At 61.8% G+C, this 15,540-nt stretch carries 12 protein-coding genes; 4 read left to right on the top strand and 8 right to left on the bottom strand.

Translation table 11 applies throughout. From position 1 onward, the window contains the following. Both HHL26_RS18885 and HHL26_RS18880 read right to left on the bottom strand, forming a co-directional pair. Window positions 1-1,035: a hypothetical protein gene (locus tag HHL26_RS18885; protein WP_061934268.1), complete on the bottom strand. Its 1,035-nt coding sequence runs from the start codon at window positions 1,033-1,035 to the stop codon at window positions 1-3. 2 nt (window positions 1,036-1,037) lie between these two features. Further along, window positions 1,038-1,643, bottom strand: coding sequence for a hypothetical protein (locus tag HHL26_RS18880; protein ID WP_139111423.1), 606 nt, complete (start codon window positions 1,641-1,643; stop codon window positions 1,038-1,040). A gap of 111 nt (window positions 1,644-1,754) precedes the next feature. On the opposite strand from HHL26_RS18880, the gene HHL26_RS18875 reads away from it, so the two are divergent. Then, complete coding sequence (locus HHL26_RS18875; RefSeq protein WP_061934265.1) at window positions 1,755-2,246, top strand: hypothetical protein; 492 nt, start codon at window positions 1,755-1,757, stop codon at window positions 2,244-2,246. 95 nt (window positions 2,247-2,341) lie between these two features. Here HHL26_RS18875 and HHL26_RS18870 read toward each other — a convergent pair whose 3' ends face one another. After that, window positions 2,342-2,488 (bottom strand): hypothetical protein, encoded by a 147-nt coding sequence (locus HHL26_RS18870; RefSeq protein ID WP_162492717.1) that lies wholly within the window; start codon window positions 2,486-2,488, stop codon window positions 2,342-2,344. 261 nt (window positions 2,489-2,749) lie between these two features. On the opposite strand from HHL26_RS18870, the gene HHL26_RS18865 reads away from it, so the two are divergent. Together HHL26_RS18865 and HHL26_RS18860 are read left to right on the top strand one after the other, a co-directional pair. Beyond that, the gene (locus HHL26_RS18865; protein ID WP_061934263.1) at window positions 2,750-3,355 is read left to right on the top strand and encodes a twin-arginine translocation signal domain-containing protein; all 606 of its coding nucleotides are present in this window, start codon (window positions 2,750-2,752) and stop codon (window positions 3,353-3,355) included. Continuing rightward, on the top strand, window positions 3,352-4,029 hold the full coding sequence (locus HHL26_RS18860) for a sigma factor-like helix-turn-helix DNA-binding protein (protein WP_082718595.1): 678 nt from the start codon (window positions 3,352-3,354) through the stop codon (window positions 4,027-4,029). Before HHL26_RS18865 ends, HHL26_RS18860 begins: the two co-directional genes overlap by 4 nt. A 183-nt stretch (window positions 4,030-4,212) precedes the next feature. Here the strand turns inward: HHL26_RS18860 and HHL26_RS18855 are convergent, their stop codons facing one another. The 5 genes from HHL26_RS18855 to HHL26_RS18835 all read right to left on the bottom strand — a co-directional run bounded on the left by HHL26_RS18855 (window position 4,213) and on the right by HHL26_RS18835 (window position 13,381). Continuing rightward, on the bottom strand, window positions 4,213-4,824 hold the full coding sequence (locus HHL26_RS18855; RefSeq protein WP_061934259.1) for a hypothetical protein: 612 nt from the start codon (window positions 4,822-4,824) through the stop codon (window positions 4,213-4,215). 363 nt (window positions 4,825-5,187) lie between these two features. Next, window positions 5,188-6,135 carry a zincin-like metallopeptidase domain-containing protein gene (locus HHL26_RS18850; RefSeq protein WP_061934257.1) on the bottom strand — a complete coding sequence of 316 codons (948 nt, stop codon included), beginning with the start codon at window positions 6,133-6,135 and terminating at the stop codon, window positions 5,188-5,190. 83 nt (window positions 6,136-6,218) lie between these two features. Continuing rightward, entirely contained in the window at window positions 6,219-8,303 is a 2,085-nt protein-coding gene (locus HHL26_RS18845; RefSeq protein WP_061934255.1) for a ParB/RepB/Spo0J family partition protein, read from the bottom strand. A gap of 69 nt (window positions 8,304-8,372) precedes the next feature. Further along, a complete protein-coding gene (locus tag HHL26_RS18840; protein WP_061934253.1) occupies window positions 8,373-12,590 on the bottom strand; it encodes a strawberry notch-like NTP hydrolase domain-containing protein in 4,218 nt (1,405 codons plus the stop codon). An 80-nt stretch (window positions 12,591-12,670) separates the two neighbouring features. Beyond that, the gene (locus HHL26_RS18835; RefSeq protein ID WP_346765600.1) at window positions 12,671-13,381 is read right to left on the bottom strand and encodes a toprim domain-containing protein; all 711 of its coding nucleotides are present in this window, start codon (window positions 13,379-13,381) and stop codon (window positions 12,671-12,673) included. Window positions 13,382-13,661: 280 nt separating this feature from the next. Here HHL26_RS18835 and HHL26_RS18830 point away from each other — a divergent pair. Then, a protein-coding gene (locus HHL26_RS18830) for an IS3 family transposase (RefSeq protein WP_099187111.1) occupies window positions 13,662-14,800 on the top strand; the annotation gives its coding sequence in 2 pieces (ribosomal slippage) (window positions 13,662-13,929 and window positions 13,929-14,800; 1,140 coding nt in all). Window positions 14,801-15,540 lie beyond the last annotated feature (740 nt).

The raw sequence follows: 15,540 nt of genomic DNA, 5'->3' as shown, positions 1-15,540 counted from the left end.
TCATGCCGCTGCGCGGATAGCCGTTCCTCCGAACGCATCCCTGCGACTATGGTAGATCTCGGCCGCCCATGTTTGGATCCAAGGCTCGACCAGCGCATCATGGTCGAGTTCACCCTGTTCGATCAAGGATTGGATCTCGCCCCGCGCCTGCGCGATCGCCGCTTCCCACCCATCGGCCGGCAGGGCATCCGTGATATTGGGAGCGTTTATGGGCAGAGCTTTTGGCGCATCGCCAAGCCGCTCGGCCTGACGGCCCAGCCAGGTCTCAAGATGGTCCGCAACGAAGCGGTCGGTCTTTGAGATGCCCCGGCTCAGGGCCTCGCGACGCGCGCTGGTGCCATAGGCCTGGCTGTCAATCGAGCGGATCCGCTTCCCGAACGGAAGCAGATAGGGAATGGCCGGGCCTTTGACGCCGAACAGATGGAGGCGGGTTGACGGCGGCAAGATCCGGTCGAGATGCTCGACCACCGCGATCAACCCTTCAGGTCCGGCGACCTCGCGACGGCACATGCTGCCGACACCGATAAGCGGCGCACGCTCGATCAATCCCCATAGCGCGTCGAGGCAGCGCTCATAATCGCAGGGTCGACGGCCCTGGATCACCGGCATCATGGTCGACAAGATACCATGATCATCGGCGCGGCGGCAGCATTCGAAATTGGCCGCGATGGTGCGTGACAGCCGTTCAAGCACCTGTGCGCGGTCAGCGGCAATTTCCTGTTCCACGCAATAGTCGGCGCTGGCCCACCATCGGAATGGAAAGGCGGCGGCAAGCGCCACATAATGGGCGATCGACCAGGGGAATGCTCCATAGCGCGCCGTCGCGACGAAACCCGCGCTGTCGAGATGAAGCGATGCCAGCGGACGAGCGTTGGCGAGCTGCCCGGTTCTCCATCTCGTCCAATCGCGCCATCCCTTGCTCGCGGAATATCTGGAAAGGCAGTTGGCCGAAATAAGCGCCGGTTGCCGTAGCGCAACCACGCGGTCGAGGATCGGCCCCTTGCCCAGATGCGGCAACCCGACGATGATCTCCATCGTCACGGCAACGGTTCGGCGCCGATCGCCGTGAAGCTGTTGACGATCTGGCAGCTGTCATAGCGCTCGGCATCGACCAGGGCACGATGGTCGATCATCTCATAGGTCGCATGTCCCAGATGATCGACGCTAAGCACCCGTCGGCCGATGACCCCGGTCTTCCCCTCCGGCACCCAATCGGCATGAGAGCCGAAGGCGGCGACCACCACGACCTCGCCGATCACGGCTTCATAGGCCGCGATCGCGCGCAGCACATGACTGTCGCGGGGCGTGACTGGCTTGCCAGTAAAGTCACTGTAGGCCTGCGGCCGCCAGGATCGAACGGTGTCGTGCGCCAGCAGGATTGCCGCGCCCATGGCCGGCCGATCGACCCGGCGCAGTTCGGCCTCGAAACCCAGATAGACGAGCGCCCAGTTAACGTCCTCCTCGTAGAAGGGCTCGTCGCGCCGGAGCGCATCGGGCATCGCCGCCTGCCGCTGCTCCGACAAGAGGATGCCACCGTGGCTCGGGGTCGACACATGCCAGATGCCGGGCGCGATCTGATCGGCGCTCTGGATGGCGCCCCAAATGCTCATGGTCGGCTGGGCTGAGGGTAGGAAGATCGTCATGTTGTACTCCTTTTTGCTTCACGGCTTCGCTCCCCCTCTCCTTCTGCCGGTCGAACCAAGCTTGACCCGGCGAATTGTTCTCTATATGTTCTTTTCCGAGGAGATGTGCCCATGAGCCTTGAGAAAGACATTCGCCGCCATTTTGATCTCGACATTGGCCTGCGCGATGCCGCGCTCGACGCGGAAAATCGGCCGACGCGCCGGATGATCGCCAACGCCTGCATCAACATGCCGGTGGAGGACGCCTATTATTCGGTGCGGGAACTGCGGGAAGCCGCGCAGTGGGTCCTTGATGGCGCCGCAGCGGGAAAGCGGAAGCTGATGTCGATCCTGTCGAACGACAATTGCGACGATTTCCAGCGCTGCATCTATTTCTGCCTGGCGGGCCGCGGGGTGATCGAGATGCTCGACGATCTCGAATGGCTCGAAACTCTCCTCGAACCGCGCGGGCGGGTCGCGGGTGAACAGATGCGCCTGAAGATCCCGACGATGCCGGTCAAACGGCCCTATGTCGCCGATGAACCGGACGGACCAATGATCGGAATGGCCGAGGATTTCCGACAGGGTCCATCCTGGTGGATGGACGAGGCGTTGCGCCGCTAGGCGTCACTTTCAGGCTGCGGGGTCGATCCGGCCTCGCAGCTTCCCGCCGGAACTCTGCATCGGATCCAGCAGGTTCAATCAGCCGATCAAGCGGCTTAATCCTTCGCCTTCTCCGGCTCTTCCCGGCGGCGCAACTCATTCTCGACCGCCTCGCGGACAAATAGCGCGAAGCGTCGGTTGCCGACCAGCGCATCGATACGGCTGATCGTCTCTTCCGATAGCCTGACCGTAGTCGGCTTCATTCCAAGCGGCCTTCGTCCCATTGCTTCGTCGCTAACGGTCATATCTGCAATCTCCAAGCCAAAGCTATTGACGCCACCGTTTATTTACATATACGACGTCGTTTATGCAATAAACGGTGGCGTATATTGCCATTCGGCCAATCCGCTGGTTGGCCCATCGCAATGGAATCGCCGCGAATCATGTGGAAAGCGCCGGGACCGTGCCCTGTCCATCCCGGCTTCTCCGCAAGGACCGCATCGGATGCGGAAAAGGAGGCGCATATGGATGAGTTTGATCCCCGCCCGTCACGCCGCGATCTTTTGCGGGCACTCACGGCCGCCCCGGTTGTGGCAGTCGTATCGCCCGCAAGCGATGCGCTGGCCGTGCTGCACACGCAGTATGAAGACCAGCCAGCCACCCTTGCGCGGACCAGGGAGGGCCGAAGTCTGAGCCGGTTCCGCTATCATAATGCAGAGTCCTTCTTGTGGGGATTGAACCAGGGCATCTGCGGCAATGACGTCGGCGAAATGCTGTATCGATCCGGCATTGTCGTCCAACTGGGCCTGTCCTCCTACTTGCTCGACATCGGCTTTTCCGACGAATGGAATGCGCGGCACATCCGTCTCGATGTCGCCAAGTCGCTTGCCTATGCCAACGCAACCGGCTTCGGGCATGGCTGCCCGGACATGGCGCGGTTAGCAGCCGTCCTTTCGCCATATTGGAAGTGGGGCCATGCCCATCGATTTGAAGCGCGACCGGACGATGGCGGCTTCACGACAAGCAAGGTTGCACCATTGCTTCGCACGCTGCTCGACCATGTCCATGATGTGACCGGCCATCGCCGCCCGAATGGTTGGCGGCGCGAACAGCGTGAGGTGCAGGCATGATGCCGCACACCCACCGGACATCAGCAATCTCCCCATTACCCCGGGAGACTGCCAAGACCCGACCTGACGCGGCGAGGCTGGTGGCCATCGACGCCGCCGTGAACGATCTGCCCGCGCTGATGGGCGAGATTTTCCTGCTGTGCCGAGATGATGATCTGTCCTTCGCGGAAATTGCGGGCCGCCTGTCCATCGATGCTTTAGCCGTCCAGGCGTGCCTCGCCGAAGCGCTGGCCATGGTCGCGACGGTGATGGACGGGGAGAAGCCCAGTCGCTCGCAAAACGCAAATATCGAGCCTGCGGAACGGGCGCTGCGACAGCGGCACCGCGCCTATTGCGAGCAGGCGTTGCGCATCCGGGGAAGGCGGGAAATCATAGCATGGGGCGATGCTGAAGATGACGACCTGCTCGTGAGGCAGGCGGTTCTGGCGACGATGCCAGTGCAGGTCCGCGAGGCTTTTCTGTTGAACCGGCTCGAGGGACTGAGCTATGCAGACATCGCTCGACGCCAGCGGACCTTCAAATGGATCGTCAGGCGTCGAATGTTGCGCGCCATTCGAGCCATTGCTCAAAGCCCGCTCTCCTATGCCGACTGGCTGAAGGAACAAGGGCGTCGCCTCACGACACCATCTGCAATTCAACATGATCATCCTGCGACGGTGCCGTCGAAACCCTGAAGGGTTGGAGCGCATCTCCGGTTCGGATGACGCTCACGGGGCAGAAGCCCTGATCGAAGATCCGCGATGCGATGCGCTCCGCATTTTCGCGGCTGCACAGGGCGCGGCGCTTGGGCGAGATGGGTTCATCCTTGGCGAACATGACATTCCCTCATCGGTGCAACAGGATAGACGGCCTCCCCTTCATCCGAAGACCGTCTTATGGACCCGGGTCGTCGGCACGATGAGCCAGTGCCGATCCATGAAGTGGTTGATATGGCAAAGGCTGCCACCTTGGGCGTCGCGGAAGCGCATGGTGCGGCCACGCTTTTCGACGATGAATTGATCGCGTGTCTCTCCGTCGGTGAACCGCAATGGGGATGCCAAGCGCACCCGGTCGCCGCTGCGGAGGGCACGGGAGCGAAGACGCAATCGGGCAAGGCAACGCCGGCGCCAATCGAGCGCATATTCGCTGTCAGTCGTCGTCAGCAGGCCCAGAATATCGGCGGGGCATTCTGCTTCGTGCGGCCCTGCGGATTCGCTCATATCCTTATATCCGAAATTCTCACCGCTTGGGCTGCGGGGACTCCATTTAACGAGACAGACGACAGCGAAGACCTCACCCGGAATACCGTTGGTGATGGACTGCACCGCTGCATAATAGACGCGGTTCCCTGGACAGGAAGAAGCCAGAACCCGAAGACCCTGCGTCGTGCCATCTTCCAATTCACGTTCATAGGTGAGTTGAGCATCCAGATAGGCGCTCGCGGTCTTGTAACCGCCCATCGAGCTGAACGGCATGGTGAGCCATCCCATGGCTTATCTCCTGTGTTGAATGTTAGCCGGTCAGGGCCAGTCATAGGTCGGAAGGTTGGCAATCGGCTCGCAGTCGCGGTCGAACTGATCCAGGTTATCCCGATGCCCTCGGCAAAAGCGAGGCATTCCTGCAGCCGCTTTGGCATCAGTTCACGGCTGGTCGACTTGACCCAGATGAACCAACCATATTCCGACCAGCGTTCGGCACGAGATGACTTTGCCATAGGCCTGGATCGGATTTCTGACCGGGAGGATGGACGACTTCGACATGACGGTCCAAGGCCTCGGCGACAGCTGGCGTAACATGGGCCGTCGAGAGGTGAAGCATTTTCGAGATTTCCAGGGCCATGATGTGTCTCCCGATCAGGCGGCCAGCGCGGCCGGGTGGTCCGCAGCGGCAGGCATAGGTTTATTGACCTCATCTGTGCTTTCGCTGAATTGTCGCAGATAGGTAAAGGCCTGCTCGGCCTTGGACGCCGCGTGGATGATCGCGGTCGTGTCCGCTTTCAAAACGGAAATCCATTGACCTACGTAGCTTGCATGACTATCATGCAGTTCATGGGGCAGTCCAAGATCAGCACAAATCAGACCTGAACCTATTTCGGCGACGAGTTCTTCGAAGCAATAAGCCTTGTCGCCAAATCTCTTGCCGAATACTCTTGCCAGGCGTGACGCGGAACCGGACCAGTGCAGGCTTTCATGCGCGCGAACACTGGCATAATAATCCATCGACTTGAATGATCGCGGAGCGGGCAGCTGAATATAATCCCGTGACGGATTATAATAGGCTTCATTGCCGCCATGGCGGACATCAGCGGGTATGGCGTTGAAGAAGCGATCGATCTCAGCCTGCCGTGCCGATGGGTCGATAGGTGTGTCCGGCAGGACCGGTGGATAGTAGAAGTCGGGCAGGCCATCGACCTGATCGCAATTATAAACGACATAGTGGCGCAGGAAGCGAAACTTGCGATCACGTTCCTCTCCGGTCGCTGGATCATTCTTCCTTTTGGTAAAGGCCGAATAATAGACGGAGAGCGAACCGGACTCACCGGACCGCACATTGCCACCAAGCTCCTCGGCTTGCCGGCGGGTCATCCAGAAGCGCGAGCGATAGCCGCAGGCGTCAGCAATCGCCCAGAGATAAAGATTATTGATGCCGGTGTACGGCGTGCCGCAATGGCGCAGCGGCCGGCCACCGGCGCCAGTGACAGCCCAGGGCCGTTTCCAGGGCGCCACACCTTCTTCCAGCTTGCGGATAATGAGCGCGGTGATTTCTGCCGCGACCTCGCGGCTTGTCTTCTTGGACGCCATGGCCGTTCCCCTAAGGTGCGAGGCGTGGACCCGCCGACGGGTCGATCGTGCCGGCGGGTCGTCGGGAGAGAAGGGGCGATCGATCAGGCCGCTTCAGCCGCGTCATCCACCGCTTCTTCTTCGGCGGTCTCATCGACCGCATCGTCTTGTCCGGTTTCGTCGTTCCGTTCGCCGGCCTCGGGGTCCTGAGCCTCGACCGATTCCGCTGGCTCGACGCTGTCGGCAGCGGTGTCGCGGAAGCGCATGATGTCCGGAACCCAGGCGAGAGCCGCTTCCTTCACCTCCGGTTCGACGATCGACTCGCCGGCGAACAGTTTATGGCAGCTCGCGGAGATCTCCGGCTTCTTGAGCGTCGCATGCCGCGCCATGACGGCCGGTCCCCCAACCTCATTGAGCAGCGCCAGCGTCGAGGCCTTGGGAATGCGATCGAAATAATTTTCCGACGTCGGCCGCCACCAATGGGCGGAGTCGATTTCGAGTATGGTACCGAGCCGATCGTGGAGAGGCACCTGCTCGTTGCGATATCCGGCCTTGGCCTCCAGCGACATCGCCACCGCGAAAGCAAGCCATGCCGCCTTGCTATCATCATCCAGGGCGCGGAATGCCTCGAAGCGATCGATGACCGACTTGTGATCCTTCCATGCGACATTGAGGCCATCATGGGCCTCGGCAAGATAATCGCGGGCATGGGAAGCAGGCACCGCACCCGAAACAGGATCCTGCGGCTTGCCGGCCCGGATAGTGGAGCCGACCGGGTCCGAGCCGTAACCGCGCTCGTCGACCATGCAGAAGATTGCATAGTCGAGCGCAAGCGCTGGTTCAGCCAGGAGGGCCGCTGCCAATATGTCGCGGCGCTGCATCGCGAGTTCATCATAGAGACGGGCGCTGAGTGGCTTGCCGCCGGGCGCGACATTTTCCGGCGGAAGGCTGGGCGCTGGGGAGGCACCGCCCCCGCCCGAGAGGCTGGTTCCCTCGCTGCCATTGCCAGTGCCCCTCCCCTCCTCGGCCTCGGTACGGATGGGCTGCTCGCTATAATAGCAGCTGTCGAGCTTCATCGCGCCGTCGGGCTGGAGGGTGAGGAAAAGGCCGACCAACGGCTTATAAGCGTCGGGCAGGATGGGAGCGCGATTGTCGATTTCCTGCCATTCGGCAAAGAGCGCGTCATCTTCGCTGTTGAGCGTATCGTAGGCTTCTTCGGCCAAATCCTCATCTTCGAGCTCGGTTTCGATCTCCTCGCGGCGCACCTCGATCGCCTGAAGACGCTCGGCCTGTTCCAGGGTCAGCTCGGGCTGCGGGAGATGGACGCGGTACAGTCCATGCGCCGCGCTATGGGTATAGCTGCTGGCAATCGGGCGGATCCAGGCAAGGCCGCTCTCTTCGCCCAGGCGCGCGGCTTCCGCTTCCATGATCTCGCCGGCGAGACGGTGGGCGATTTCCGGGTCGATCCAGCGATCGCCATTTTCGCTGAAGAGATCGCGGTCGATCCGTCCGCCTTCCGCCTCGTAGCGCTCGTGCCCGACGAGAATGGCGATCGCGTCGCTGGCGTTCATCGTCTCGTTGCTGATGGCACGGCGGATGGTATCGGCCGAGGTGTAGGAAATATTGTAACTGTCCCAGACGAGCAGTTGCTTGTCGCGATTTTCGGTCGAAGCGAAGGCCTTAGCCATATCGAGCGTAATCTCGCCTTCGCTGAGCGCGGTGAAGATTGGTTCGGCAAGCGAGGCGAGCCGCAGCCGGCCTTCCACGAAGCGCCGGGTGACACCGAAGCGTTTCGCGACCCCGTCGATATCGCCGCTCGTGCCGATGAAATGCTGGAAGGCCCGGCATTCTTCGGCTGGCGTCATCCGCAACTGCTGGAAATTGGCAGCGGTCGAGGTTTCGGTGAGTGTCGCTTCGTCGCCCTGGAGAACCTTCACTGGCACATCATAGGCGCCCGCATCAATGTCACCCTGTTCGGCGAGCAGCATGAGCGCGCGCAGCCGGCGGCCGCCGTCGAACACCTCAAAGGTGCCGCGTGGCTTCTTCGCCGGCGTGACCAGCAGATTCTGGAGAACGCCGCGCGCGTCAATATCGGCGGCCAATTGCGGGATCTGAAGCTGATCATCGGGCCGCTTGCGGACGTTGATGGGGGAAAGGCGGAGCTTGGAGAGCTTGATGGAATCGATCACGGGGGTAACTCCTTCTGGCGTCCGGTTCAGCCCGGACACCCTCCCCGCTCCCCCTTCCCTTTCATCGCATCAGGTTGGTTCGAGGATTTTCCCCAGGATCAACTCCGCTTCGGCCACCGGCAAAAAGACCCGAGTCCGAAACTGGATGATTTCAGTGAAGGCGCCCAACGATTTAAGCCAAGGCAACTGGGCCGCCGGCGCCCCGACCAGTTCGATACGCGGCTTGCCGTTCACGATCGCCCGCTTGACGGTGATCGCGAAGGGACGGACAAGGTCGACGCTCCGGCCCGACAGAACCGATTTCGCAATCTGGTCCGCCGGGAGATTGTCGGCACGATCCACGCCTAGCTTGGTGTAGAGGTGGGCGACATGTTCATCATAGACCATGCGGCCCAGCCAAGAGCGGCCATCGGCCGTGGCAATGCGGTTGACGATCAGATGATCGCTCGGAAGCGCTGACCAGATGGGCAGCAGCAATCCGGTCGCTATCCGGATGGTCTCGCGTTCCAGCGTCTGCGCAGCTTCATCGGCCTCGGCCGCCCAGCGCTCGGCAAAATCCTCGCGCAAGATGGGTTTCCAGGCGGTTTCAAACATGTCCGCTACGCGCTGATATTCCCGCCGGGTGGGCCGCATCAGCTCGACGCGGGGAATGGGCGTACCGTCATTCTCTTCCATCAGGGAGCGTGCCTGCACCTGTAGCGCCACCTTGCCGGACTTGCCGTTGATCAGAAACTCCGACGCATCATCGGCATCGGCGATCCGAAGGATGCGTTCCAGCGATACGGGCGTTCGGCGTCGGGCAACCTCGATGGTGATAAGATGCGAGGTGGCGCCGCTGAGCGGATCGGTGCGCAGCACGGTATCATCAAGGATGGTCGCATCATCAACCAACATGGTTTCGACGCCGACATCGAGCCGCCCCGCTTCGCGCGCAGCCGTGACACGGGTTTCGACCAGCGTCAGGAACTCGTCGAAAATCCGGTTCTGAAGATCGATGGGGAGCGCGAGCAAGCGATTGAGCCAGCGCTGGATCGGCGGCAGGTCCTCCTTCAATATGCCGTCCTTGTCGGTCAGTTCGAGCCCGGTCAGCTCCTCGAACTCGGTAAAGCTGACGCTCTGAAGTTTGCCGTTCACGAGCAGGTGGAACCAGCTGGTCAGCGCGGCACAGGCATATTCGCTCTCCAGATTGTCGGCAGGGTCGAACAAGTTTTGGCCGCCGGTCTGGCGCTGGCCGCGCGTGAGCGCACCCAGGCTATCGAGCCGCCGGGCGATCGTGCTGGTGAAGCGCAACTCGCCCTTGCAGTCGGTCGTGACCGGCCGGAACAGCGGGGAGCTGGCCTGGTGGGTACGGTGGGTTCGGCCGAGGCCTTGGATCGCCCGGTCAGCGCGCCACCCCGGTTCGAGCAGGAAATGAACGCGCTGCTCCTGGTTCACCACGTCGAGCGAAGCATGATAGGAGCGGCCGGTGCCGCCGGCGTCGGAAAAGACCAGGATGCGCTTGGTTCCAGCCATGAATGCCGCAGCGTCGGCCTGGGACGAGCGGGTGGATCGGCTTTCCAGCTTCTGCGCGCCACCGCCGGTCGATACCAGCCTTTTGGTCCGCCCGGTGACCTCGGCGACATGGTCATGGCCGAAATGCTCCAGCAGCCCATCGAGCGCGGCCGCGATCGGCGGTAGCGCGCAGATATGCTCTATGAGCCCGGCGCGCGCCGCTTCGGCCTGTGGGTTATAGACAGGATTACCATGATCATCGGTCATCGGCTCCGATCGGGCGGTGCCAGTATCGTCGGTGAAGACCCGCATTTGGCGCGTTGGAAAGGCGCGTTCGAGATAATCCACCATGAAATCGACCGGAGACAAGTCCAAACTAAGCTCCGCCCGCTCATCAGGACTGAGCGCTCCAAGGCGACGATCGAGAATGGACTCTGCCGTGGTCACAAGCTGCAGCACCACCGATTGACCCTCGCGCAAATGGTGATCGACCGCAGCGATCACTGTCGGCAATTTCATCGAGAGAAGCACTTGGCCGAAGAAGCGCTGCACCGTGCTGTGCAGGCGCGACCGCGCCGCGGCATTGGCGCCGCTATTGAGGGTCGTGTTCTCAAGGCCATCGACAACGCCGGTCTGTTCAAGCGCCGCCTCCATATTGCGATGAATGACCGACCACGCCGAACTATAGATGTCGTAGATCTCGATCTGTGCCGGGGTCAGGCTGTGCTTGAGCACATCATATTCAACGCCGGCGAAGCTCAGCGCCCGGCAAAGGTAGAGGCCCATGGCCTTCAAATCACGCGCCACCAATTCCATGGCCGCAATGCCGCCCTGACGGATGTCGGTGATGAACCGTTCCCGATCGGCGAAGGCCGTTTCTGGTCCCCACAGCCCCAGGCGCACCGCATAAGCAAGATTGTTGACCTCGGAGGCGCCGGTGGCCGACGCATAGAGGACGCGAGCGAGCGGAAGATGGTTCTGGAGCCGGACGCCGCAGATACCCTGTTGCGATCCAGCCTTGGCGCCAAGAGCCCCTTCCCCGCCTGCCACGCCGCCCATCTCATGGGCTTCGTCGAAGGCTATCACGCCTTCGAAATCAGCCCCTGCCCACTCAATGATCTGCCGCAAGCGGCTATGATCGGATCGCATCGAGCGGAGGGTCGGATAGGTGACGAACAACACCCCGTCCTGGAGCGTGATGGGCTCGTCGATCTTCCAGTTGTTGATCGGCTGGATATCGGCTGCGACGCCACCGAGCGCAGTCCAGTCGCGGCGCGCGTCTTCGAGCAGCGGCTCATTCTTGGTAACCCAGATGTTGCGGCGACGGCCGGCGAGCCAATTGTCGAGGATGCAGGCGGCGACCTGCCTCCCCTTCCCTGCCCCGGTGCCGTCGCCCAGGAAAAAGCCCTTGCGATAACGGTCGCCATCTTCGGCTATGACAAGGCCAACGCCCTCCTTGTCAGGCCTGGAGCGTCCCGGCTGGAATTGCGACCAGGCGTGGCCGGCATAGACGACGGTTTCGAGCTGGGATGCGGAGAGCAGCCGTTCCGTGACGGTCCGTTCGGGCAAATGCGGGACGTAGCTTGGGATGGGCGCCGGGATCGACCCCATGGCGATCGACTCCACCAGTGCGGTCGGATGTTCGCCGGCGGATGTGAAAGCTATACGGCTGGGCCGATAGGGAAGATAGATGCCGGTCTGTTCGAGCAGCGGCGCCGGGATATCGAGCGGCGTGTAATCGACCGGCAGGACATCATTTTTCACCGGCGCATGCCAGGGTCGTGGCGCGGGCTTGGTGCTTTTGACCGCGCGGAACAGGGAGATGCCCGCGCTACGTTTGGGCGCGGGGGCCGTGACGGTCCGAACCTCCGAGCGCGCAGCAACCGTGCAGCAATCTAGGAAATCCGCAACGGAGGCCCGCTGGATCGTCGATGGAACTGTGCCGCCCGGCACTTTGTCGATCACGAACAACCTGACGGCGATCGATGTGCCATGCTTGGTGTAGCATTTTTCCAAGCGCAGCGAGGTTCGCACGCTTGTATCGCGCAGGGTGGTTTCGAACTGGTCGCGCATCCGACCGTTGTTGCTGAACCAGTCGGGCATGATAGTGACGAGTCTTCCACCTGGGCGAAGCATCCTGAGCGCGGCCTGGAGATGACGAACGGCGGCATAGTCATCGGCACCGCGTCCAAACGAGCGCGCGAAAGGCGGATTCATGAGAACGAGCGTCGGCCGCTCGATTGATGCGAGGGTGGAATTGAGCGTCGCCCCGTCATGGCCGGTGATGCTGGCATGAGGGAATGCGGAGGCGAGCCGCGCGCGGCGGGCTGGATCCAGTTCGTTGAGGTGCAACGATTCATGTGGACCGCACTGGGCGATCAGTAGGCCGTTGCCCGCGCTGGGTTCCAGGATGATGTCATCGTGCTGCACATCTGCGAGCACCACAGCCAGCGCAGCGATATCGACGGGGGTGGAGAATTGCTGCCAGGCAATCTGTTGCTCGCTGCGCACCGTCTGGGTGGGCAAGCGGTCAACCAAGGTGATGGCGGCTCGCACCTCGGTCAGCGATGATGGCGGCGTCGGTTGCCGCACCAGATGCAGCGCCAGCGCATGTTCAAGGATCTCGAAGCTGTCGCGCTGGGTCCAGCGGCCGTCGGCATCGCTTCCGCCGAAGGCCTGCACCATGGCATCATTGAGGTGGCGACGTGTTATCGGTTCATTGCCGTCAAGATGGCGACAAAGCAAGTCAGCGGCCTCGCGGTCGGCGCGGGCGGTTGCCTCGAACAGGTCGGTCATGAAGATCTCCGAAGGTTGGCTGCCCTCCTGGCAGCTGCACCTTCTCCCGATCCCCCTCCCCTTTCCTGTCCCGGACCGTATCAGCCAGGAAGGTTCGCCCCCTGCTCCATGCGGGCGGCGAGAAGCTCGGCCCAATCACCGAAATTCACGGACGGCGGAGCATGGTGGATAGCGAGACGCGGCCGAGCATAGCGCTGAGCGGCCACGTTGGCGGCACGGAGGCCCTCAGGATCATTATCGTGGGCGAGCATCAGGATCTCGACATGATCAGGGATGATCAGCTGATCAAATCGGCGCGCGCCGAGGGACGCCCAGCAGGGAATGTTGCGCAGCAATGTGAAGGCGCGGGCGTCTTCGAAGCCTTCGGCAATCCCCAGAATCCGGCGAGGATATCCACCCTGCCACGCACCGTGCCGGGGCGTTCCCAGCATCGCCTTGTGTGTGTAGTCAGCCGTTTCCGGGTCGAGGAATATTCGCTGAATCGCCGTCAGTTGCCGTCGCTCGCGAACTGCGACCAGCAAAGCGGGTAGGAACTGGGTGTGAGGTTTGGGCAAATAGGGACAGCGCGGATGATAGCGGACATCCGGCGGAATCGTGGTGAAGTGACGCCGCGCCAGATGGCGTTCGCCAAGCGTGTTACGAACGTCCACGGCCTCGTTCCAGACGCGAACGGCGTTGCCGGTGCCAGCCCGGCTTGTCGTTTCAGGTGGCGTTCCGCGCTGGGTGATGCGAACCCGGGTCAATTCTCGAAGAACGTCCTCACGGGTGCAGCCGGCAAAGCAGGTGACCAATATACCCCGATCGCCCTGCCGAAGGGATAGACTCGGATCATTGTCGGCATGGGCCGGGCACCGGCACATGGCAATGGGACCGTGCCACCTGCCACCAAGGGCCTGGACCAGATCGACGAGTTCCTGGGATGGTTTGTGCGCAATGAGGGACATAAGCATTTCTCCTGCTCATGCCCCTCCCCCTCTTCTCTCTTCAGAGGTGGCCTGGCAAAACTGGACAGTGAGCTAAGTGGATTTTCTGCCTGACGGCGGCCAGGATGGCCGCGAGACAGGAGCAGAGATGAGCAAACGACCCCGCCGGAACCACAGCCCGGCTTTCAAGGCGAAGGTGGCATTGGCTGCCGTGAAGGGCGAGAAGACGCTGGCCGAGTTGGCGCAGCAATTTGACGTGCATCCGAACCAGATCACGACGTGGCGTAGCCAGTTGCTGGAGGGCGCAGCAGGCGTGTTTGGTTCGGGCAACGCGTCGGAAACGGGCGAACCGCCGGTCGACGTGAAGACGCTGCACGCCAAGATCGGCGAGTTGACGCTGGCGAATGATTTTTTGGCCGGCGCGCTCGGGAAGGCCGGTCTGTTGCCGAGCGCAAAACGATGATCGACCGTTCGCACAGTTTGCCGCTGGCCCGGCAGGCGCGGGAACTGGGGATCAGCCGGGGGAGCGTCTATTACCTGCCCAGGCCGGTCTCGGCGGCGGATCTAACGATCATGCGGCGCATCGACGAGTTGCACCTCGAATTTCCATTCGCAGGCAGTCGGATGCTGCGCGATCTGCTGCGGCAGGAAGGCATCGGGATCGGCCGCCAGCATGTCGCCACGCTGATGAAGAAGATGGCGATCGAGGCGATTTACCGTCGCCCGAACACATCGAAGCCGATGCCAGGGCACAAGATCTACCCCTACCTGCTGCGCAAACTGCCGATTGTGCGGCCCAACCAGGTCTGGGCGACGGACATCAGCTACATCCCGATGGCGAGGGGGTTCGTCTATCTCGTGGCCATCGTCGATTGGTTCAGCCGGAAGGTCCTGGCTTGGCGGGTGTCGATCACGATGGAGGCCGACTTCTGTGTCGAAGCATTGGAGGAAGCGCTCGCGCGCTTCGGAAAACCGGAGATTTTCAACACCGACCAAGGCAGTCAGTTCACTTCGCTCGCCTTCACCAGCGTGCTGCACCGGGAGGAAATCGCCATCAGCATGGACGGACGGGGCGCATGGCGCGACAATGTGGTGGTCGAGCGCCTGTGGCGCTCGGTGAAATACGAGGAGGTTTACCTCCGCGCCTACGCCGCGGTCAGCGAAGCCCGGGTATCGATCGGTCGTTATCTGAACTTTTACAACGCAAGGAGGCCGCATTCGAGCCTTGGTGCCCGGACCCCGGACCAGGCATATTTTGACAACCTGCCGCTGGCGATGGCAGCATGAGCCAAAGGCCAGCGAAGCTAATTTGGCCGCCGATATGGGGCGTCACTCCGGTCGGGCTACGCCCTCCCTACATGACGCCCCATATCGGCAGTGCGAGCAAAGAACCGGCAGACGATCCACTTATCAAGTGCCGATCCCTGTTCAGACCAACCCGGCCACCTCTCTTCCGGCCTCGCTACGGCCATGGCAGCTACAATTCGCGCGTGCCTGGGTCCGGTGCCAATGACCAATAACCCTTAATATGAGCGTGCCGCGGACGCTCTTATTAAGGGTTATTGCTGCAAGCCTGAATATGGATTGCTTTGCGTGCCGGTCCCATCGGCGAACGCGGCGGTAACATCTCCTCGATGCCGATACCTGCAGGACGCGGACGGGCTACCGCGGCAATCCTCTAATGCATGAATGAAGGGGGCCGCATCGCGGCCATGGCGCGCATTTGCGGGCGAAGGGCAAGTTCGGGTTGGATGCAAATAGCTTCTGCGCAATCCCCACGAAGGAGCGCGTCGATGGCCTTTCGTGCCTCTGGCTGTGACCGATGGAATGGATAGCCGGCGTCGTTCGACGTCCTCATTATGCCCTCTCCTACGAGTCGTTGGACGGGGAGCATAGGTCCAGCAAGCGCCATGTCGAAGCATTATTCGTGAGTGTGTCGGCGGCGGTTTCCATCGTCTCGTACACGTGAGCGATGAGCGTTCCCGAGTACCGGCTACGACTGCCTACGAAAGCAAACCGGCTCGGTC

This window comes from Sphingobium sp. TB-6 (assembly GCF_012927365.1).
In the GTDB taxonomy this organism is placed as follows: domain Bacteria; phylum Pseudomonadota; class Alphaproteobacteria; order Sphingomonadales; family Sphingomonadaceae; genus Sphingobium.
Note: the sequence above shows the minus strand (reverse complement) of the source record. Positions and strands in the feature narration are given on the sequence as shown.